We start from the raw sequence: 20,069 nt of genomic DNA, 5'->3' as shown, positions 1-20,069 counted from the left end.
ATAGGACGAGTGGGCGAGTAACGCATGTTTGAAAACTTATCAGAACGTTTATCCCGGACGCTCAAAAATGTGAGCGGCCGTGGGCGATTAACGGAAGACAATATCAAAGAAACCCTGCGCGAAGTGCGTATGGCGCTACTGGAAGCCGATGTCGCGCTCCCTGTGGTTCGTGATTTTGTTAAACGCGTCAAAGAACGCGCCGTTGGCATTGAAGTCTCTAAAAGCCTGACCCCAGGGCAAGAGTTTATCAAGATTGTTCAAGCTGAGCTTGAAGCGGTGATGGGCGACGCCAATGAAAAATTGGATCTTGCGGCGCAGCCGCCCGCAGTGATTTTGATGGCGGGCTTGCAAGGGGCGGGTAAAACCACCAGTGTGGGTAAGCTGGGTAAGATGCTTACCGAGCAAGAAAAGAAAAAAGTGTTAGTGGTGTCTGCCGATGTGTATCGCCCGGCGGCGATCAAACAGTTGGAGACCTTGGCTAGCGAAGTGGGGGTTGATTTTTTCCCGTCCAGCACTGACCAAAATCCAGTCGATATTGCTCAATCCGCGGTTGAGCACGGCAAGCTAAAATTTTATGACGTAGTGATTGTCGATACGGCGGGTCGTTTGCATGTCGATGACGCCATGATGGGCGAAATCAAAGACGTTCACCGCGCGATCAACCCTGTTGAAACCCTGTTCGTGGTAGACGCCATGACAGGCCAAGATGCGGCGAACACCGCCAAAGCCTTTAACGATGCATTGGCATTGACGGGTGTGGTTCTGACCAAGGTTGATGGTGACGCCCGTGGTGGTGCCGCACTGTCGGTGCGTCATATCACCGGTAAACCGATTAAGTTCTTGGGTGTGGGTGAAAAAACAGACGCACTTGAGCCTTTCCATCCTGACCGGGTGGCATCCCGTATCTTGGGGATGGGCGACATGCTGTCGCTTATCGAAGATCTCGAGCGTAATGTCGATCAAGACAAAGCCGAGAAAATGGCCAAGAAGTTCAAGCAGAAGAAAGGCTTCGACTTGGCCGATTTTCGTGATCAGCTTGAGCAGATGAAGGGCATGGGTGGCATGATGGGCATGATGGATAAGCTGCCTGGCATGTCCAATGTGCCTGATAACGTGAAAGATAACGTTGATGATAAAATGTTCTTGCAGATGGAAGCGATCATTAACTCGATGACACCGCGTGAGCGCCAGCGTCCAGAAATCATCAAAGGGTCACGCAAAAAGCGGATTGCCGCCGGTTCAGGCACCCAGGTGCAAGACGTCAACCGCTTGCTTAAGCAGTTCACCCAAATGCAGAAGATGATGAAGAAAATGCAAAAAGGTGGCATGCGCAATATGATGCGCCAAATGAAGGGCATGATGCCACCCGGTGGTGGTCCCGGCGGCCCTGGCGGATTCATGGGTTAATCCGATTCGATATTTTGCTTGTTAGCCCAGTGCTAGCAGGCTTGATAACTCGCTGTGAGGCTGGGGACAGCTGGTGGAAATTTGACTAAACCAGTTGCATTCACAGCAATAAAGAGTAAAATTCCCGAGCTTTATTTTGGCACGAGGCCCCGCATTGCTTACGCGAAACGGGGCCAATTTTATTAAGTAATGCAAATGAGGACGATATGGTAACCATTCGTTTGGCACGTCATGGCGCGAAAAAACGCCCATTTTATCAAATCGTTGTAGCTGACAGCCGCCAGGCGCGCGACGGTCGCTTCATCGAAAAAATTGGTTTCTTCAACCCTGTTGCTCAAGGCCAGGAAGAGAAACTACGCCTTGACCTGGATCGCGTAAACCACTGGGTTAGCGAAGGCGCAACGGTTTCTGACCGTGTAGCTAAGCTAGTCAAAGACGCAGCGCAAGCGGCGTAATTGATCAGTGTCAGGGTTAAAAGAAGAAATGAGTGAGCAAGAGACGATTGTCGTTGGCAAGCTAGGCTCGTCGTACGGCATACGAGGCTGGCTCAAGATTTTTTCTTACACTGAAGATGCTGAAAGCATTTTTGCCTACTCACCCTGGTTTATCCAGGTGCGCGGGCAGTGGCAACGTTTCGAGGTCGAAGACTGGAAACGCCACAATAAAGGGTATGTCGCCAAACTTACGGGGCTGGATCAGCGCGAAGACGCGCAGATGCTGACCAACGCTGAGATTGCAGTCAGTGCACAAGCGCTTCCTGCTTTATCAGATCAAGAGTTTTATTGGCGTGAGCTGTTTGGTATGGACGTGGTGAATGCAAAAGGCTATCACCTCGGCACTGTGACTGACATGCTTGAAACAGGCTCGAACGACGTGCTTGTCGTTAAAGCCAACCTGAAAGATGCTTTTGGTAAAAAGGAACGCTTAATTCCGTTCCTTGAAGAGCAGGTCATCAAGTCGATTGATCGCACTGCTCAACGGATCGAAGTTGACTGGGATCCTGGTTTTTAAACTCCAACAGTAAGCGAGCGGAAATATGTGGGTTGGCATTATCAGCCTGTTTCCAGAAATGTTCCGAGCGGTCACTGATTTTGGAGTCACGGGCCAAGCGGTAAAAAAAGGGCTGTTAAACGTCGAAACGTGGAATCCGCGTGATTTCACCCACGACAAACACCGTACGGTCGATGACCGACCTTACGGCGGTGGCCCGGGCATGTTAATGATGGTAGAGCCTTTGCGCGATGCGATTCATGCCGCTAAACAAGCCGCAGGCGATAAAGCGAAAGTGGTTTACCTCTCTCCGCAAGGGCGCAAGCTCGATCAAGCGGGGGTCGAGTCGCTGGCGAGCAATGATAAACTCATTTTGATTTGTGGCCGGTACGAAGGGGTAGACGAGCGCATTATTCAAACTCACGTTGACGAAGAATGGTCAGTGGGAGATTTTGTGCTCAGTGGGGGCGAGCTGCCCGCGATGACGTTAGTCGATGCTGTTGCTCGGTTTGTACCGGGTGTGCTAGGCGATATGGCGTCAGCAGAGGAAGATTCCTTTGCCAATGGGTTGTTAGACTGTCCACACTACACGCGTCCTGAAGTGTTAGATGGGTTGGTGGTACCAGAGGTGCTAAAATCCGGTAATCATAAGGACATTCGTCGCTGGCGATTAAAACAATCGCTAGGTCGCACTTGGTTACGACGACCAGAGCTCCTGGAAAACCTAGCTCTGACTGACGAACAGGAATCACTACTTGCCGAGTTCATCAAAGAACATCGTGCAAGTGCCGAATCAAATTGAGTTTCAGTTTATTCTAGGGTTATAAATAATGAGTAACATCATCAAGCAGCTCGAAGACGAGCAAATGAAAAAAGACCTGCCTGAGTTTCAAGCAGGTGACACTGTCCTGGTACAGCTTAAAGTAAAAGAAGGTAACCGTGAGCGTCTGCAGCCATATGAAGGTGTGGTTATCGCTAAGCGCAATCGTGGTCTACACTCTGCATTTACCGTACGTAAAATGTCTAGCGGTGAAGGTGTAGAGCGTACTTTCCAAGCCCATTCGCCAGTTATCGACAGCATTACTGTTAAACGTCGCGGTGCAGTACGTCGTGCCAAACTGTACTACCTGCGTGAGCGTTCTGGTAAGTCAGCTCGAATCAAAGAGCGTCTTAACAAGAAGTAATCGCCCCTATGGCGTTTATTGCTCAAAAGCCCGTCCTGTAGGACGGGCTTTTTTAATGGCCAATCGGCTCATTCACACTACACCCTTCACCGCCCTCACCACTTAATCCTGTTTACAACCGTTTATCTGCACCGGCGACCACTCGCCGTTAAAGCGCGTGTATTCGACAACGCAATCGGCAAAATGGCATCTGTCCCCTACTAAAAGATTGGCAGCAGCGCTGCTAACGACACGGAGAGCAATTATGTCCTGGTTTTTACTTTGCGTAGTGACCTTGATTGTCGGCTACTTTACCTACGGCACTTTCATTACCAAAATTTTTGGGCCAAAACCGCAAAAAGCGACCCCGGCCATGAGCATGAACGATGGTGTCGACTTTGTGCCACTGTCAGATAAGAAAGTATATCTGATTCAACTGCTTAATATTGCAGGCCTCGGTCCGATTTTTGGCCCAATACTCGGTGCGTTATATGGCCCTGTTGCCATGCTATGGATTGTGTTTGGCTGCATTTTTGCCGGCGCCGTGCATGATTATTTCTCTGGTATGCTCAGTGTGCGTGCCAATGGCGCATCTGTCCCTTCTGTCGTGGGCGAGCATCTCGGTAACTTCGCTAAACATTTTATGAACTTCTTTGCGGTGTTACTCTTGATGCTGGTGGGCGTGGTGTTTGTGCTCGGTCCAGCCAAGTTGTTAGGTAGTCTGTCAGAAATGAGCGTGGCGCTGTGGGTGGGCATTATCTTTGCTTACTATGTATTGGCCACCGTGGTGCCGATAGACAAAATTATTGGCCGTTTTTATCCTATATTTGGCGCTTTGCTTGTCTTTATGTCGGTGGGCTTGATTATCGGCTTGGCCGTCAGCGATCACAGCTTCTACAGCCAAGGGCTCGACTTTGCCACCAACTTCCATCCGACCGATCTGCCACTATGGCCATTACTGTTTATCACCATCGCTTGTGGTGCGGTATCAGGCTTCCACGCCACCCAATCGCCATTAATGGCGCGTTGTATGCAGAATGAAAAGTCAGGCCGGTTTATCTTTTATGGCGCCATGATTGGTGAAGGTGTGATTGCGCTTATCTGGTGTAGTCTGGGCTTAAGCTTCTATGAATCGAGTGACGCGCTTAATCAAACGCTCGCTAACGGTGGCCCGGCAGCGGTGGTGCATGAGGTTTCCACCTCGCTACTTGGCACGGTCGGCGGCATTATGGCGGTATTAGGGGTGATTGTGTTGCCGGTCACTTCTGGCGACACTGCTTTCCGTTCTGCGCGTCTGATTATCGCCGACTTTCTGAATATTCAGCAAAAACCGATGGTGAAGCGCCTGATGATTGCGATCCCCATGTTTGTGGTCGGCTTTTTGATCACCAAAGCGGAGTTTGGCGTGATTTGGCGTTACTTCGGCTGGGCTAACCAAACTACCGCGATGATCATGTTGTGGGCTGCGGCGGCTTATCTGATTAAACGCGACAAATTTCACTGGGTATGCACCATTCCTGCGATGTTTATGACTGCGGTAACTGTCACTTATTTGGCCAATGCCGAAATCGGTTTTAGCTTACCGATGAATATCGCTACCATGATTGGTGTCGGGGCAACCGTTGCCGCCACGATTGGGTTCTTTATCGGTTATAAACCCAATTCGCAGTTAATCGCCAATGAAAAGCAGTTATAGGTAAGGCGTTATAGCTGATGGGTCTGCGCTCAGCTATATGACTGGTCTTCAAGCAATATTCAGTCAAATACGCTAAGATCTAAGCCTCAGTATTTACTGAGGCTTTTTTATGAGGGTAGGACAGGGCATGAAACAGACGTTTTTTTTATTATTCGCCATTTTACTTTTGGCCGGGTGCGCTGCTTCTACCACCCAAGGTTTGGTTGACGATCAAAATTGGTATGGCTTGGGGGAGCAAGATGGTCAGCGTGGTTTGCCACAGCGATCCGTGAAAGATTTACAAACCCTGGCAAGTAAAGCGACTGGGCCGATGAATGCAAATTATCTCGACTATGAGCAAGGCTACATCCATGGTATTGATGATTACTGCGATCCTGCTCATGCCTATCAGCTTGGGCTAGACGGAAACCCGTATATGGGCGTGTGTGAAAGTCGGCCAGGATCTCAGCGTTTTAGAATGGAATGGCAGCGTGGTCATCACGATTCTCAAAGCCAATCCAATAGCCTATTTTATTGAGCACTGGCGTATAAGTCTGGGTTAGTTAAGCCCCAATTGATTTTTTAACGCTTTTAAGTAACGTCGGCTCACCGGCACAACATGCGCTGAGGAGGTAATCACCTCGGCAAGGCCATTGTCGAGTAAGCGGATTTCGCGGATAGCGGCGGGGTGAATCAAGTATTGGCGATGACAGCGTATTAAGGGGGTTTTGTCCTCCAAGACCTTGAGTGATAGGTGCGTGGTAGACTCGCCTTTTGCGGTGAGCAGTGCGACGCCACTTAAGGCGGTACGCGCAACTTCGACCTCTTGATGTGGGATCAATGTAATCCGACTGTGTCCCGCACAGGGAAGCAAATCCAACGTTGGTGTCATTGCTCGGTAGTCGTTTTTCTGGCGTAGCTCACGAGTGAGTTTTTCCAAGGATTTTTTTAATCGCACGGTTTCGACGGGCTTTAACAGGTAGTCGAACGCATTTTCTTCAAATGCTTGTACCGCATATTCATCATAGGCGGTGACAAATACCACCTTGGGCATGGTATCGGGATCAAGCATGGCTAACAGCTCTAATCCCGTCACTCGCGGCATTTGAATATCTAAAAACACCACGTCTGGACGGGTTTGATTGATGGCTTTCAGTGCGTCAATGGCATTGTTGCATTGCCCAATGATGTCAACACCGCCTACCGCTAGCAACTCGTCTTCCAACGCCTCGCGGGCGTGCAGCTCATCATCAACAATCAATGCCTTAATCATGCCTCTCTCTCCTTATTGGGCGTTTGATACGTGAAGGGCAAAGTGACGGTTGCCCGTGTCCATATATCAGGCTTGCAGGTCATTTTTAGCGTATATTGGCCGCCAAACAACCCTCGTACACGCTTATCAACAATACGCATGCCGAGTCCTGAGTGTTGTGCTGCGGGTTGGTAAAGCCCGGCATTGTCTTCCACTTGTAAATACAGGCATTCGCCTTCTTGCCAGCCACGAATAATAATTTTGCCGTCTGCCATCAATTGGCAGATCCCATGTTTCACCGCATTCTCGACCAAAGGCTGTAAGGTAAAGCTTGGGATCACCGCGTGCAAGATAGCGGGATCAATCTGCTTCTCCACACTCATGCGATCGGCAAAACGGGCATGTTCGAGCTCTAAATAGGCATCGAGGTGATTCAGCTCTTGCTCAAGCGAGACGGTCTCGCGGTTTTGCTTAAGGTTACTGCGAAAGAAGGTCGATAGATGTTGGATCAATTGGCGTGCCCGCTCTGGCTCGCGTTTGACCACCGCACTAATCGTATTTAAGGCATTGAACAAAAAGTGCGGATTGACTTGGGCGCGTAATAGGTTTAATTCAGCCTGGGTGAGCAAACTTTGTTGACGCTGATAACGGCCGGTTAAAATCTGGTTCGAGAGCAATCGGGCGATCCCTTCGCCCATGGTGACATTAATGGCCGAAAAGAGCTTACGTTTTGGCTCATAGAGCTTGACGGTGCCCAATACATAGCCATCGCCTCCGCGTAGCGGGATCACCAGTACCGATCCCAACTTGCAATAAGGAGAAAGTGAGCAGCAATAGGGGATATCCGCACCATCAATATAGATCAGCTGATCATCGGCAATCGCGCGACGGGTGTAATCAGAGGCAATTGGCGTACCGGGTAGATGGTGATCATCGCCAATACCGGTAAACGCAAGGATCTTTTCTCTATCGGTAATCGCCACCGCCCCAACGCCGGTTTCTTGCTGAATAATGGCAGCGACTTGTTCACTGCTTTGTTGATTAAACCCGCTGCTTAAAAGGCCGACCGATCGTTCAGCAATTTTGAGTGCTTTGCTGGAAAATGCCGCTGAATAGCGCTCGAACAGGGTTTTCCGGTCGACAATAATGCTCATAAACATCGCCGCGCCAATAGAGTTAGCAATCACCATGGGGGCGGCAATCGCGCTAACCAGTTCATACGCGCGGCTAAAGGGTTCAGCGACCGCGAGGATAATCGCCATCTGCACTAACTCGGCGACGAAGGTTACCCCTAACACGACCGTGGGAGAGAATAAACGGCTGGTTTGATTGCGCGACACCAAATAGCGATGCATTACACCACCAATCAAGCCCTCTGCCGTGGTCGAAATGGCGCAAGCCAAGTCAGTAAAGCCGCCTAAACTGTAGCGATGTAAACCGCCGGTTAGCCCGACCAAAAAGCCCACAAATGGACCGCCTAGTAATCCGCCCATGACCGCGCCGATCGCACGGGTGTTGGCAATTGCATCTTGAATCCCCAAGCCAAAATAGGTACCGAGAATGCAAAAGCCAGAGAAAAGAAAATAACAAACAACTTTATGCGACAGTCGCCCCGAAATACTCAGCAGTGGCATAAATGCCGGTGTTTTACTGAGCAAATAGGCGATAACCAGATAGACGCTCATTTGCTGAAGAAGTGAGAGAATCAGTGCCATAACGACCCACACAAAAAAACCAATGCGCTATAGTAACGGTTGCCGTTGTAAGACTCTATTGTAATCTCTAGTGTAAAGTATTAATTACATAGTAAATAAATAAGTACAGTTTGTATTGCTTTTAAAATATAGGCTGGTATTGTTTGTGTAAAACATGATGAACATTAAAGGCAAGGCTATGCAGCAAGATTCGGTGACCAATATTCATATCCGTGATGAGCAGGTGCTCTTGACGCCAGAGCAGCTTCGCGCGCAGTTCCCTATTGAAAAAAGTACCCGGGCTGCTATCAGTGAGGCACGCGAGACAGTGGCGGATATTATTCATAAACGCGATCATCGCTTGTTGGTGGTGTGTGGTCCTTGCTCTATTCATGATGTTGAAGCGGCGAAAGACTACGCGCGTCGTCTGAAAGCCTTGTCGGATGAACTCAGCGATCACCTGTTTATTGTCATGCGGGTGTACTTTGAAAAACCGCGGACCACTACTGGCTGGAAAGGGTTAATCAACGATCCGCATCTGGATGGCAGCTTTGATGTGGAATCTGGCTTAAAGCAAGCGCGTGGTCTGCTCACGGATTTAGCACAAATGGGGATCCCGTTGGCCACTGAAGCGTTGGACCCAATCAGCCCGCAATACATTGGTGATCTGTTTAGCTGGGCGGCGATTGGCGCACGTACCACCGAATCACAAACCCACCGTGAAATGGCCAGTGGTTTGTCGATGCCAATCGGCTTTAAAAACGGTACTGATGGCAATCTGGCCACCGCCACTAATGCGATGAAAGCCGCCGCGTCTGGGCACCGGTTTATGGGGATCAACCAAGCTGGGCAAGTAGCATTGCTGAATACCCAAGGAAACCCTAATGGGCATGTGATCCTGCGCGGCGGCAAGCAAACCAACTACGATTCAGTCTCGGTCGCCGAATGCGAGCAGCAAATGGAAGCTGCGGGACTCAACCCGTCCCTGATGGTGGATTGTAGCCACGCGAATTCACGTAAAGATTACCGCCGCCAGCCATTGGTGGCAGAAGATGTGATCCATCAAATCAAACAAGGTAACCGCTCTGTCATTGGTCTGATGATCGAAAGCCATCTTAACGCGGGTAACCAATCGGCGGATTTGTCTAAAGATGAGATGGAGTACGGTGTGTCGATCACGGACGCTTGCATTGATTGGGCGTCTACCGAACAATTGTTACGTCATGCTCACCAAGAGCTGGCAACCTCTCTTCAACAACGTACTCAACAGGACTAAACCATGGTGGCGGAACTCAGCCGACTGCGCGATCAAATAGACGATGTCGATAAACAAATGGTGAGCTTGCTCGCGCGCCGTTTAGAGCTGGTAGCAGAAGTGGGGGAGGTGAAAAGCCAGCATGGCTTGCCCATTTATGCACCGGACCGTGAGGCGGCGATGCTCGCTTCGCGTCGTCAAGAAGCACAGTCGCAAGGGGTGCCACCGGATTTAATTGAAGATGTGCTGCGTCGCACCATGCGTGAGTCTTACAGCAGTGAAAATGACTCTGGCTTTAAGTGTCTAAACCCAGATTTACGCCAGGTGGTGGTGATTGGGGGTAAAGGCCAGCTGGGTGGCTTATTTGCTCGCTTGTTCCGTTTGTCGGGTTATCAGGTTGCGGTGCTGGATAAAGAGGATTGGGACCATGCCGATGCCCTGCTGGCCGATGCGGGGATGGTGGTGGTCTCGGTGCCGATTGACGTCACGGAAACGGTCATTAGTAAACTGACCCAGCTGCCAGACGATTGCTTATTGGTGGATCTCACTTCGGTGAAATCCGGTCCGCTACAAGCGATGTTATCCGTACACTCCGGCCCAGTGGTTGGCCTGCACCCCATGTTTGGCCCAGATGTCGCCAGCCTTGCTAAGCAGGTAATGGTGTATTGCGATGGCCGACACCCTGAGGCGTACCAATGGCTGCTAGAGCAGTTTCGCATTTGGGGCGCTGGGTTAAATCGGATCAGTGCCATCGAGCATGATGAAGGCATGACGCTGATCCAAGCGCTGCGTCACTTCACGTCGTTTGTTTACGGGGTGCATCTGGCAGAAGAAAATCCCAACCTCGATCAGCTCACCGCGCTAAGTTCACCAATTTATCGCTTAGAGCTTGCCATGGTGGGGCGCTTGTTCGCTCAAGATGCGGGGCTGTATGCGGATATTATTATGTCCTCGCCGCAAAACTTGGCGATGATCAAGCGTTTTTACCAGCGTTTTGGCGAAGCGATTGATTTGCTTGAACAGCACGACAAAGCCACTTTTGTCGATGCGTTCGCGCAAGTGGAAAACTGGTTTGGCGATTATGCCCCACGCTTTTTACAAGAAAGCCAAGGCTTGTTGCGACAAGCCAACGACGCCACCCATCGAACCGTGACCTAGCTAAGGCTCACCGTTGTAAGGGGATAGATGGAGAGCCGCACAGATAAAACGAGATAGCGTGTATACCAAGGTGATTGGCTAAGAACTGGGTCGCATGGATGGTATAATAGGCTGTTTTTCATCAGGTTTGAATACTGAAAAAGCGCGATTTTGTTGTAGAGTAAGCGGATTACAAGTGTTATTTCGTTGCTCTAGTCGATATGTGCGGTTGTTGCGTGTTTGAGTCTAGAGCTGCAGTCGAAAGCGCGTTAGAACTATCGTTGCAGAGCCTATGATTTAGGGATATAGTTACTAAGCGGTTGGAAACAATCTATGGTGTGCTGCCTTATTGCAGTGCGCTGAGCATAGAGCTCTTTCCGCCGCCTTCCTTCCCCATTCTCCTTCGTAGCTGCTCTCTATTAACTTAGTGACTCGTATATGTTTTTGTTGTACGCAGATGAATCAGGCACGCCAGGTGGGTCAGACCAAAAGCACTTTGTACTTGCTGGCTTTAGTGTGTTTGAGCGCTCTGCACATTGGCTTTCTCTTGAGTTAGATAAGATCGCGGCAACCTTCAATCCACAAGATCCACATTCTGTCGAACTCCATGGCGCGCCAATGCTTGCGGGCCGAGGCTTTTGGCGAAAGTTTGATAAAGAATTACGTTTAGAAGCGATCAAAAAGGCTCTTAACTTAATAGATGGGCGTAAATTTAGAATATTTGCCTCGGTTGTAAGAAAAAGTGCTATCTCTCCAAATGATCCGGTTCATTACACCTTTCAGCAGATTGTAACTCGCTTCGACCATTTCTTAGCCAGACAACATGTTCATTTCAATAATACTCAAAGAGGTCTGATTCTTTTTGATAAAAGTAGCAAAGAAGCGCCAATTCAGGCACTGGCTAAAGCGTTTAAACTCGATGGTCATGACTGGGGGCGGCTGAGGAATATGGCAGAAGTCCCTGCCTTTATCGATTCTGAAGCAACAAGATTGATTCAACTCGCGGATCTAATTGCCTACGCGTTATTTCGTCACTACGAAAAAGAGGATAGTCAGTTTTTTGACCTTATTGAGAGGAAATTTGATTATTTTGGGGGCGTTCAGCACGGACTTCATACGGTGGTTTAAGTGATATGATAGTGATTAAGCGCCAAAAGCCCACACTGTGGGCTATTTTATGAATAGTGATTCGCGATTACTCGTTGCTGTCCGGCAGCGATACCTCGGTGGGAGATATGGTCTCTGACGGGTAGCAGCCGAGCACCTTTAGATAACGGGTAAGAGTAGTGAGTTCGTCCAGCGCACTTTGCATCAGGTTGCTAGCCATATTGGCCTCAACATCGACGTAAAACATCTCTTCCCACGGGTTACCGAGCACGGGCCGGGATTCGAGCTTGGTCATATTGATGCCACGCTCGCGCAATACCATTAAACACTCCACCAAGGAACCCGCTTGTTGTGACGTCGACATAATAAAGGTGGTCTTGGCAGGGGTCAGTGATGATACTTTAACCGGCTTACGGGCCACGACAATAAAGCGAGTGTGATTTTGCTGTTGGTTGGCAATCTCGCCCTTAATCGCGGTTAAACCGTAAAACTCACCACTGGCAGCATGGCCAATCGCGGCCACATTAGGCTGGTTTAAATCCGCTACTTGTTGCATGGCTTCAGCGGTGCTGGAGCAATAAGTCTTCTTCACTTTACCCAAAGTATCAATGTATTCGCTGCATTGCTGGTGCGGTTGCGGGTGGGCATACAAGGTATCAATTTGGCTTGGGTCTTGGTCGCCGACAGTCAGCAGGCAGTGGTCGATAGGCAGCGTAAGCTCACCGACAATCGATAAACGTGTGTGCTGCAGCTGATCGTACACTTCGTTGATTGAGCCAGAGCTGGTGTTTTCTACCGGTAAGATACCGTAGTCGGCATGGCCAGTTTCTACCGTTTCTACCACCTTTTTAAAGCTGTCACAGGCCATCTCCACCAGTTCGGTTTGCTTACGGCTAAAGTACTGGCGCGCGGCGAGGTAGGAGTATGAGCCTTGGTTGCCCAGGAAGGAAACTCGTGCCACCGGACGCTGATTGTCGGGATTAGCGAGGTTTTGTAAATAGCGTTGCTGAATCAGCACCGAGTCTTCGATAATGGTGTGAAACAGGCTCAGCACATAGTGAGCATCTAACTGGTGATCTTGCGCTTTGGTCACCAGCTTTTCTAATAAGGCTTGCTCACGGGCTTGATCGCGAATCGGTTTTTGCACCGCGACTTTGTTTTTGGCGACATCTAGGCTTAAGCGACGGCGCTCGGCCAATAGTGTCAGTAGCTCTTGATCAAGCTGACTTATCCGCGTGCGTATCTCATCCAATGGGCGTGGTGTGTCTGGCATAAATTATCCTTGTTCTAATACAAAAAAACCTCCCGGTTGGGAGGTTAGTGCGCCAGGCTGATTGGGCTTAGCACGCTTCCTCCCGCGTTGGCGAGATAAAAAAGAAGCGAAAAAAACGAGCGTCAATCAGCATTGGGCGTTGTGTTGTTATGTTTGCGTATGGATTAACCATATGGGGCGCAGGCTGGCGTGTCAAGGATCAAAAAGCCCCGCGAAGACGGGGCTAACATGTTTAGCGATTTAGGTGTTGCGCTGAGGGTTAGATTTCCTCATCGGTTGGATTTTCTTCCATCGCAACCGTCGCAGCAGATTTATCATTGCGACGTGCTTCGCCTTTGTGTTGGACCTTATTCAGTTGCTTCTCGAGCTTTTGGCCCACATCATTAATTGCTTTGTACATGTCATCGCTTTCTGCTGAGGCAACCAGCGTTGAGCCCGGCAACCCAGCTTTGGCTTCGACTTTAAACTGGTGGTTTGGCTCTTTACTGATCACAGCGTGAGGATTGATGAGTGCCACCTGCCACTTGGCCAACTTATCAAAGCGGCTTTCGATGCGCTCACGGATGGCGGGAGTGATTTCGATGTTTTTGCCTGCAATTTCCACTCTCATACTCGTTCCTCTTTGTTCCCCTGTATTAGGTTCATCTTTAGATTACCGCTTTACGCCATTGATAACGTGACTTGGCTCATGTTTAAAGGGGGGGAGTTTTTCGATAGGAGGATCTGTGAGCATTCGCGAATCCTGACACGGAAAAGAGGCAAAAAGCCTTGAACTCACAGATGAAAATGCTAAGTTGGAAAGGGCTACGAATGCTGATTACTTGCCAATCAGGGCCCGCTCGCGCCCATCCTCCATCCTGATTTTTATTAGCGGTCAAAAATGTGCCACAAATACATGTGGGTCACTGTGTTGAATCTGCTTCATTGATGGCGCGTTGAGAAAAATCGCATAAAAAGGCGGCTTTGAAAGCCGCCTTTGACGTAGTCACACTGACATCGCCGGATCAGTTATTCGCGTGTAGCTCGTGGTTGAGCTCGACCGCACTTTTGTTGGTCAAACACTCAACCGCTCCTGTTTTTGAGTTACGGCGGAACAGGAGATCCGCTTTGCCCGCCAAATCACGCGCTTTGATACTTTCTACTGCTTTTCCATCAGCATCTAGCATGGTTACCTTAGTGCCCGCGGTCACATACAGACCCGATTCGATGGTACAACGATCGCCCAATGGGAAACCAAGACCCGCGTTGGCACCTAATAGTGAATTCTCGCCAATCGATACGACAATTTGGCCGCCGCCACTGAGGGTACCCATAATCGACGCGCCACCACCAATATCACTTCCTTGACCGACCATCACACCTGCTGAGATACGGCCTTCAATCATGCTCTTGCCTTCGGTGCCAGCATTAAAGTTGATAAAGCCTTCGTGCATCACTGTGGTGCCTTCACCCACATGGGCGCCCAAGCGAACGCGGGCGGTATCGGCAATACGCACACCGGCAGGTACCACGTAATCGGTCATTTTCGGAAACTTGTCGACGCATTCAACGGTCAGTGTTTCGCCTTTCAGACGTGCTTCCATTTGGCGCTCAGATAACTCAGGCAAGTCAATCGGGCCTTGATTGGTCCAAGCAATGTTGTGTAGTAGGCCAAAGAGCCCTTCTAGCACCACACCATGTGGTTTCACTAAGCGGTGCGAGATCAGTTGTAGCTTCAAAAAGCCTTCTGCAACCGATGCAGGCTTGCTGTCATTTTCGAGGATCACCAGCACCAGCGGTTGGGTGGTTTGTTGTGCCATGTTGGCGAAATGAGCGGCCTCTTGAGCGCCAGCCGCCGCGAAGGCTTCACTGATAGCACTACAGGTTTCTGGTGCAATCGCTACTACCTGATTACCCGCGTCGTAATCTGTCAGCGCGCTTAATGCACGGACAAGATCATCGCTCGGGTTAAGAAGCGGAGCCGGGAAAAAGGCTTCAATGATTTTTCCGTCCTGGTTTTGGGTCGCGGTACCGAGTGCCAGAGCAAAGCTTGCCATTGGGGGAGATCTCCTTATAGAAATTTGGGCTTAAAACATCGAACGCTTCATCTTAAAGACAACCGCCAGCGGTTGGAAGTACTCAACTGAACGCCAAGGTAAAATCCCACACAGGTCGGGGCACTGATTCGTGTTGATGCATAGCGTGGGTGATACCTTGTGAGTGAAATACAGGTTCAGCGCATAAAAAAAGCAAGCCAAGTGGGCTTGCTCTTTCGCGGATGCCAACAGGATCAGCAATGGGAGTGCTAGGCAGCGTCAGCGTCTTTGCTGTCGTCGCTACTTTCATCCGTTTTACTGTCACTCGCTTTCGCCGGTTTTTTCTTGACGGCTTTACGTTTGGCGCCCAGCGCCTCGAGGACCGAGTCTTTGTGTTGAGCAAGGTATAGCGACAAGGCTTCACGCTTTTCTTCGTCGTCTACTAGTTCGCTTTCTCCAATCAAGTCGAACATCGCATCTGCCATATCCAACATTTTATCGTAGGCATCGGCTTCGGCTTTGGAGGTAAATGTCATCTTTTCTTCTCCCTCGCGTTCGACCACGTACTTGACGATAACGGCCATAATTACCCTCTCTTCGTTGATTTACTGTCTTTTTATACAGTAGGATAAGGGCCATTGTCTACCGACCCTGCCGTGATTGTGACATGAGAGAAAAATTTAGCACCATTTATCAACGTGCCGCCGATCGCAAAGGTGGTCAACGAGAATTAGAGCGCATGCTGGTGGCACCGCTTGAACATCAGGCACTGTGTGAAATACCGGATGATCGCTGGTTAGCAGCGTTTAGCCAGAAGGTATTTCAATCGGGCATTAGCTGGCAGGTGGTACGCAAAAAGTGGCCGGGATTCGAAGAGGTTTTTTGGGGATTTGATATCGACAAAATGTTGTTGATGCCGCCAGAAATGTGGGAAGAGAAAGCGACGAACCCCGCGATCATTCGCCACTTAACCAAGGTGATGACCATTCCACACAATGCGGAAATGATCCACCGCGTGCAGCAATCGCATGGCAGTTTTAGCCAGTTTGTCGCCGATTGGCCCAGCGAAGATATTGTTGGTTTATGGCAGTATTTAAAAAAGCACGGTAAGCGATTAGGCGGTAATACGGGTGCTTATACCTTACGCCGAATGGGCAAGGACACCTTCTTGTTCACCCGCGATATTGAGCACTATCTGCGCGCGACTAAAATCGTTGATAGCGGCCGAGAGACCAAGCGGGCGATGCAAGCCGCGCAACAGGCATTTAATCAGTGGCAGCAAGAGTCGGGCCGTTCACTGAACCATATCAGCCAGCTGATTGCCTTCAGTGTGGGTGATAATCGCGTTTAATCGCTCAGCGATTTGCTGTGCTATCACACAGTTAGCAAGTCGTGTGCAAGGTCGCAGCGTGTCGGTGGCGGTTTGCGCTTATCACGGCAATCGGCCACAATCGATGCCAGTTATCTTTCCCATGTGAGCGCCTTGTGTTTACTGTTTATCACTCTAATCAGCTCGATCTGTTGAAATCGCTGTTGGTCTCCCTGATCCAACAGCGACCGCTGTCTGACCCTTTTCAAAAAGAACTTATTCTGGTGCAAAGCCCCGGCATGGCGCAGTGGTTAAAAATGGCACTCGCTAACGAGCAGCAGATTGTCGCTAATGTCGAATTCCCGCTTCCCGCTACCTTTATCTGGCAGCTATTTGTGCGAGTGTTGGATGGTGTGCCTGAGCGCAGTGATTTCAATAAAGAGGCGATGACATGGAAGCTGATGGACATCTTACCCAGCTGTCTGGATGAGCCTGAGTTCGCTGATTTAGCCGCGTATTTAGAAGATAGCCAGGATCAGCAGCGTGCTTATCAGCTGGCCGAAAAAGTGGCCGATATTTTCGATCAGTATTTGGTCTATCGCCCCGAGTGGGTGCTGGCATGGGAGCAAGAACAACCAGTGCCAGAGCTTGACGATGTGCAACCTTGGCAGCAAAAACTGTGGCGCCGCTTATACGATCACACCTTGGCGTTGGGCCAATCGCCTTACCATCGCGCCAATTTGTATCAAGAGTTTATCGATACCTTAACCAGTCATCAGCACAAACCTGCGGGACTGGCTGATATTGAGCGGGTCTTTGTGTTTGGCATCTCCGCGCTCCCACCACGCTATCTGGATGCGTTACAAGCACTGGGTGAGCACGTAGAGGTGCACTTTATGTTCACCAATCCATGCCGTTATTATTGGGGCGATATTCGCGACAAGCGCTATCTGGCTAAACGCGCCGCATTAGCGCGGGATAAAATCAGCCGAATTGAAGACATTCCCGCCGAGAGCCAATTGGCACTGGGGCTTGATGATCTCGAGCATGGCGAAGTAGGAAACAGCTTGCTGGCGTCGATGGGAAAACTGGGGCGCGATAACTTATTGCTGCTCTCGGAAATGGCCTGTAATGAGATTGATAGCGGCTTTGTTGAGATCAACCGCGATAATCTGCTGCATCACATTCAAGCCGATATTTTGGATTTGAACGAGCCGGGCGATCCCAAGCAAACCGAGATCAGTGCGGCGAAAACAGAAATCAAGCCAGATGACGCTTCCATCGCAATCCATGCCTGTCACAGCCCGATGCGCGAAGTCGAAGTGCTGCACGATCAGCTGCTCGCGATGTTTGAGGCCAACCCATCACTTAGCCCCCGTGATGTGATTGTGATGGTGGCGGATATCAATGCCTACAGTCCGGCTATTCAAGCGGTGTTTGGTAATGCGCCTCGCGAGCGTTTTATTCCTTTTTCCATCTCAGATCGCAGCGCTGATCAAGAAAGCCCAGTGTTGGCGGCATTTTTACGCTTACTCACCTTGCCCGATAGTCGGTGTAGTGCGGCGGAGTTGTTGGAAATTCTTGAGGTGCCGACGGTATCGCGCCGTTTTGCCATCGACAGCCAACAGTTTGATCAGATTAAACAGTGGGTGGAAGAAACGGGCATTCGCTGGGGGCTTGATACCCATACCGCGAGCCAGTTTGCGTTGCCAGAGCAATATCAAAACACCTGGCTGTTTGGCCTGAAACGTATGTTACTTGGCTATGCGATGCCGAGTGAGGCTGGATTGTTTGCAGACACCGTGCCTTATGATGAAGTCCAAGGGCTTAATGCGGAGCTTGCTGGGCGTTTAGGGCTGTTTATCGACACCTTGATTTACTACCAGCAGCAACTGGCGATTGAATGCGATGGCAAGACGTGGGTGGCGCGGTTGACCCAAATGCTGGATGACTGCTTTGCCATTGAAGGGGATGAAGAGTTAGCGATAAAGCTTATCCGCACCCAGTTGGACAGTTGGCTGACACAGCTCAGCGATGCCGCCTTTACCCATACGCTAACCTTGCCCGTGGTGCGCGATTACTTTAATGGTCGCCTCAATAACGAGCGAGTCAGCCAGCGCTTTTTGGCCGGGCAGGTTAACTTTTGTACCTTGATGCCAATGCGCTCCATTCCCTTCGATGTGGTGTGTCTGCTGGGGATGAACGATGGCGTGTACCCGCGCACTGTGCCCAGTGTCGGCTTTGATTTGATGGTCGGTCGGACGCGGGCGGGGGATCGCTCGCGCCGCGACGATGACCGTTATCTGTTTTTAGAAGCGCTGCAGTCGGCACAGCAAAGTTTATATATCAGTTATGTCGGTCGCTCAGTGCAAGACAACAGCTTAAAAGTCCCATCGGTACTGGTCACCGAGTTGCTTGAGTATTGCACTCAGGGCTACTGTTTGGCCGGTGACGGCGATTTACCCGAAGCGCAGTCACGCCAGCGGTTGGAAGAAAAGCTTATCCAGACGCATCCACTGACGCCCTTTAGCCCACAGGCGTTCGCTCATGGTGGTAGCTACGCGCAAGAGTGGCTGCCGGCCGCCAAAGGGCAAGGGACACAACTGCCGGTATTTATTGGCGATGCGTTAAGCCCTGATCCGGACAGCCACCAGGATCCTGTGATTGAGTTAGCTGAGTTGCAGCGCTTTTGGCGGTTGCCCGTGCGCTATTTTTTCCAACGCCGCTTGAAAGTCTTCTTTGAGCAGTTAGAAGCGCCGCTAGAAGAATTCGAACCCTTTAGTTTAGATACCTTGCACCGCTTTCAGCTGCGTGATCAGCTATTAGCGCACTTTATTGAAACCGATGACAGTCCCCAAAGCGTGCAGGACTTTATGGCCCGACAGCGTGGCCAGGGCAAGTTGCCTTTGGCGTACTTTGGCGAACTGACCTTGGATACGCAAGTCACGGTGATCCGTGATATGTACCAACGTTTAACGCCTTTGCTCGCCGCGCCGCGCCCCGATCTTGAACTAAATTTGACGCTCACCACCGCGCTAGGTGAGGTGCAAGTGCAAGGTTGGCTTAATCGGCGTTATCAAGACAGCTTGGTGCGCTTTCATTGCGGCGATCTGACCGTGCGTCATCAGCTTGCGGTATGGATCGATCATTTATGCCAATGCGCGATGGGCGAAGCGGTGCCGAGCACGTTGGTGGGCGTGAAAGAAACCATCGAGTTTTCCCCACTCAGCAAAGGTGACGCGCTTGCACATCTACAAGCCTTGGTTGAAGACTATCAAAATGGCCTGAATCAGCCGCTTACCTATCTGCCAAGCTCAGTCGGAGCGGGGATAAAAGCCCGAGATGGCAAAAAAGGCTTTGATAACAGTGAAACCGGCCAAGATAAAGCACTAAAAGCGATACGCGATACGTTTGTGGGGGGCTTTAAGCCTGGCGAAGGGCAAGATCCTTACGTTTACCGTGTTTGGCCGCAGTGGCGAGAGAGCCTCGGCCAAGCGCTGTTAGCAACAGGCGATCGCCACTTAATGCCGATGCTTGCGCAGCGACAAAAACGCTAATCACCAAAGGCGCCTCATAGGAATAGTGCGGCGCCGTTTCCCCCTCTATCCACTCTCTTTCCCACTCTTCTCTCTGTTAGCCAAGTCTATGCATGGCTCTTTTGTGGTTATTTACTCTTAATTTTTGACTTTATATTCATTTTGAGAAGTTAACTACTAGGATAGAGAAAATGGGTGGCTTGTCGATACAACCATCTTTTTTGTCATGTTTGTTACCATTGTGTAGGTTAAAGAT

18 protein-coding genes are annotated in these 20,069 nt (G+C 50.2%); 12 read left to right on the top strand and 6 right to left on the bottom strand.

Annotated features, from left to right (window positions below; translation table 11 throughout):
- Positions 1–24 precede the first annotated feature (24 nt).
- The 7 genes from ffh to BZG78_RS00060 all read left to right on the top strand — a co-directional run bounded on the left by ffh (position 25) and on the right by BZG78_RS00060 (position 5,773).
- Complete coding sequence (ffh, locus tag BZG78_RS00090) at positions 25–1,407, top strand: signal recognition particle protein (protein ID WP_077459766.1); 1,383 nt, start codon at positions 25–27, stop codon at positions 1,405–1,407.
- Positions 1,408–1,613: 206 nt separating this feature from the next.
- On the top strand, positions 1,614–1,862 hold the full coding sequence (gene rpsP, locus BZG78_RS00085; RefSeq protein WP_021022062.1) for a 30S ribosomal protein S16: 249 nt from the start codon (positions 1,614–1,616) through the stop codon (positions 1,860–1,862).
- A gap of 28 nt (positions 1,863–1,890) precedes the next feature.
- Positions 1,891–2,418 carry a ribosome maturation factor RimM gene (gene rimM, locus BZG78_RS00080; protein WP_021022061.1) on the top strand — a complete coding sequence of 176 codons (528 nt, stop codon included), beginning with the start codon at positions 1,891–1,893 and terminating at the stop codon, positions 2,416–2,418.
- Between the two features lie 25 nt (positions 2,419–2,443).
- A complete protein-coding gene (gene trmD, locus BZG78_RS00075) occupies positions 2,444–3,199 on the top strand; it encodes a tRNA (guanosine(37)-N1)-methyltransferase TrmD (protein WP_077576447.1) in 756 nt (251 codons plus the stop codon).
- Between the two features lie 28 nt (positions 3,200–3,227).
- Entirely contained in the window at positions 3,228–3,581 is a 354-nt protein-coding gene (gene rplS / locus BZG78_RS00070; protein ID WP_021022059.1) for a 50S ribosomal protein L19, read from the top strand.
- A 244-nt stretch (positions 3,582–3,825) separates the two neighbouring features.
- Positions 3,826–5,256 (top strand): carbon starvation protein A, encoded by a 1,431-nt coding sequence (locus BZG78_RS00065; RefSeq protein WP_077660053.1) that lies wholly within the window; start codon positions 3,826–3,828, stop codon positions 5,254–5,256.
- Between the two features lie 127 nt (positions 5,257–5,383).
- Positions 5,384–5,773 (top strand): DUF2799 domain-containing protein, encoded by a 390-nt coding sequence (locus BZG78_RS00060; RefSeq protein ID WP_077660052.1) that lies wholly within the window; start codon positions 5,384–5,386, stop codon positions 5,771–5,773.
- Between the two features lie 21 nt (positions 5,774–5,794).
- Here BZG78_RS00060 and btsR read toward each other — a convergent pair whose 3' ends face one another.
- Together btsR and BZG78_RS00050 are read right to left on the bottom strand one after the other, a co-directional pair.
- Entirely contained in the window at positions 5,795–6,508 is a 714-nt protein-coding gene (btsR, locus tag BZG78_RS00055; protein ID WP_077646085.1) for a two-component system response regulator BtsR, read from the bottom strand.
- Positions 6,505–8,202: a sensor histidine kinase gene (locus tag BZG78_RS00050; protein WP_077660051.1), complete on the bottom strand. Its 1,698-nt coding sequence runs from the start codon at positions 8,200–8,202 to the stop codon at positions 6,505–6,507. The genes btsR and BZG78_RS00050 overlap by 4 nt, the downstream gene beginning before the upstream one ends.
- 178 nt (positions 8,203–8,380) lie before the next feature.
- Here BZG78_RS00050 and BZG78_RS00045 point away from each other — a divergent pair, with 178 nt between their 5' ends.
- The 3 genes from BZG78_RS00045 (at position 8,381) to BZG78_RS00035 (ending at position 11,701) form a co-directional block, all read left to right on the top strand.
- A complete protein-coding gene (locus BZG78_RS00045) occupies positions 8,381–9,457 on the top strand; it encodes a 3-deoxy-7-phosphoheptulonate synthase (protein WP_077660050.1) in 1,077 nt (358 codons plus the stop codon).
- Positions 9,458–9,460: 3 nt separating this feature from the next.
- A complete protein-coding gene (gene tyrA / locus BZG78_RS00040; RefSeq protein WP_077660049.1) occupies positions 9,461–10,594 on the top strand; it encodes a bifunctional chorismate mutase/prephenate dehydrogenase in 1,134 nt (377 codons plus the stop codon).
- 417 nt (positions 10,595–11,011) lie between these two features.
- The gene (locus BZG78_RS00035) at positions 11,012–11,701 is read left to right on the top strand and encodes a DUF3800 domain-containing protein (protein ID WP_077660048.1); all 690 of its coding nucleotides are present in this window, start codon (positions 11,012–11,014) and stop codon (positions 11,699–11,701) included.
- Positions 11,702–11,768: 67 nt separating this feature from the next.
- On the opposite strand, the gene pheA is transcribed toward BZG78_RS00035, so the two are convergent.
- From pheA to BZG78_RS00015, 4 genes are all read right to left on the bottom strand, one after another.
- On the bottom strand, positions 11,769–12,953 hold the full coding sequence (pheA, locus tag BZG78_RS00030) for a prephenate dehydratase (protein ID WP_077660047.1): 1,185 nt from the start codon (positions 12,951–12,953) through the stop codon (positions 11,769–11,771).
- A 259-nt stretch (positions 12,954–13,212) separates the two neighbouring features.
- On the bottom strand, positions 13,213–13,563 hold the full coding sequence (gene raiA / locus BZG78_RS00025) for a ribosome-associated translation inhibitor RaiA (RefSeq protein ID WP_021022049.1): 351 nt from the start codon (positions 13,561–13,563) through the stop codon (positions 13,213–13,215).
- Between the two features lie 394 nt (positions 13,564–13,957).
- Positions 13,958–14,989, bottom strand: a complete 1,032-nt coding sequence (gene dapD / locus BZG78_RS00020; RefSeq protein ID WP_021022048.1) for a 2,3,4,5-tetrahydropyridine-2,6-dicarboxylate N-succinyltransferase — start codon at positions 14,987–14,989, stop codon at positions 13,958–13,960.
- Positions 14,990–15,237: 248 nt separating this feature from the next.
- Complete coding sequence (locus BZG78_RS00015; protein WP_077660046.1) at positions 15,238–15,552, bottom strand: YebG family protein; 315 nt, start codon at positions 15,550–15,552, stop codon at positions 15,238–15,240.
- Positions 15,553–15,635: 83 nt separating this feature from the next.
- Here BZG78_RS00015 and BZG78_RS00010 point away from each other — a divergent pair, with 83 nt between their 5' ends.
- A complete protein-coding gene (locus tag BZG78_RS00010; protein ID WP_077459758.1) occupies positions 15,636–16,319 on the top strand; it encodes a DNA-3-methyladenine glycosylase I in 684 nt (227 codons plus the stop codon).
- Between the two features lie 134 nt (positions 16,320–16,453).
- Positions 16,454–19,834: an exodeoxyribonuclease V subunit gamma gene (recC, locus tag BZG78_RS00005; RefSeq protein ID WP_077660045.1), complete on the top strand. Its 3,381-nt coding sequence runs from the start codon at positions 16,454–16,456 to the stop codon at positions 19,832–19,834.
- Positions 19,835–20,069: the final 235 nt, after the last annotated feature.

The organism is Salinivibrio sp. MA351 (genome assembly GCF_001996065.1).
GTDB classification, from domain to species: Bacteria; Pseudomonadota; Gammaproteobacteria; order Enterobacterales; family Vibrionaceae; genus Salinivibrio; species Salinivibrio costicola.
The sequence above is the reverse complement of the archived record's forward strand: the minus strand, read 5'-3'. Positions and strand labels throughout refer to the sequence as shown.

Coding starts and splice junctions, on each gene's coding strand:
- ffh (WP_077459766.1), top strand. CDS start 25: ATGTTTGAAAACTTATCAGAACGTTTATCCCGGACGCTCAAAAATGTG.
- rpsP (WP_021022062.1), top strand. CDS start 1,614: ATGGTAACCATTCGTTTGGCACGTCATGGCGCGAAAAAACGCCCATTT.
- rimM (WP_021022061.1), top strand. CDS start 1,891: ATGAGTGAGCAAGAGACGATTGTCGTTGGCAAGCTAGGCTCGTCGTAC.
- trmD (WP_077576447.1), top strand. CDS start 2,444: ATGTGGGTTGGCATTATCAGCCTGTTTCCAGAAATGTTCCGAGCGGTC.
- rplS (WP_021022059.1), top strand. CDS start 3,228: ATGAGTAACATCATCAAGCAGCTCGAAGACGAGCAAATGAAAAAAGAC.
- BZG78_RS00065 (WP_077660053.1), top strand. CDS start 3,826: ATGTCCTGGTTTTTACTTTGCGTAGTGACCTTGATTGTCGGCTACTTT.
- BZG78_RS00060 (WP_077660052.1), top strand. CDS start 5,384: ATGAAACAGACGTTTTTTTTATTATTCGCCATTTTACTTTTGGCCGGG.
- btsR (WP_077646085.1), bottom strand. CDS start 6,508: ATGATTAAGGCATTGATTGTTGATGATGAGCTGCACGCCCGCGAGGCG.
- BZG78_RS00050 (WP_077660051.1), bottom strand. CDS start 8,202: ATGGCACTGATTCTCTCACTTCTTCAGCAAATGAGCGTCTATCTGGTT.
- BZG78_RS00045 (WP_077660050.1), top strand. CDS start 8,381: ATGCAGCAAGATTCGGTGACCAATATTCATATCCGTGATGAGCAGGTG.
- tyrA (WP_077660049.1), top strand. CDS start 9,461: ATGGTGGCGGAACTCAGCCGACTGCGCGATCAAATAGACGATGTCGAT.
- BZG78_RS00035 (WP_077660048.1), top strand. CDS start 11,012: ATGTTTTTGTTGTACGCAGATGAATCAGGCACGCCAGGTGGGTCAGAC.
- pheA (WP_077660047.1), bottom strand. CDS start 12,953: ATGCCAGACACACCACGCCCATTGGATGAGATACGCACGCGGATAAGT.
- raiA (WP_021022049.1), bottom strand. CDS start 13,563: ATGAGAGTGGAAATTGCAGGCAAAAACATCGAAATCACTCCCGCCATC.
- dapD (WP_021022048.1), bottom strand. CDS start 14,989: ATGGCAAGCTTTGCTCTGGCACTCGGTACCGCGACCCAAAACCAGGAC.
- BZG78_RS00015 (WP_077660046.1), bottom strand. CDS start 15,552: ATGGCCGTTATCGTCAAGTACGTGGTCGAACGCGAGGGAGAAGAAAAG.
- BZG78_RS00010 (WP_077459758.1), top strand. CDS start 15,636: ATGAGAGAAAAATTTAGCACCATTTATCAACGTGCCGCCGATCGCAAA.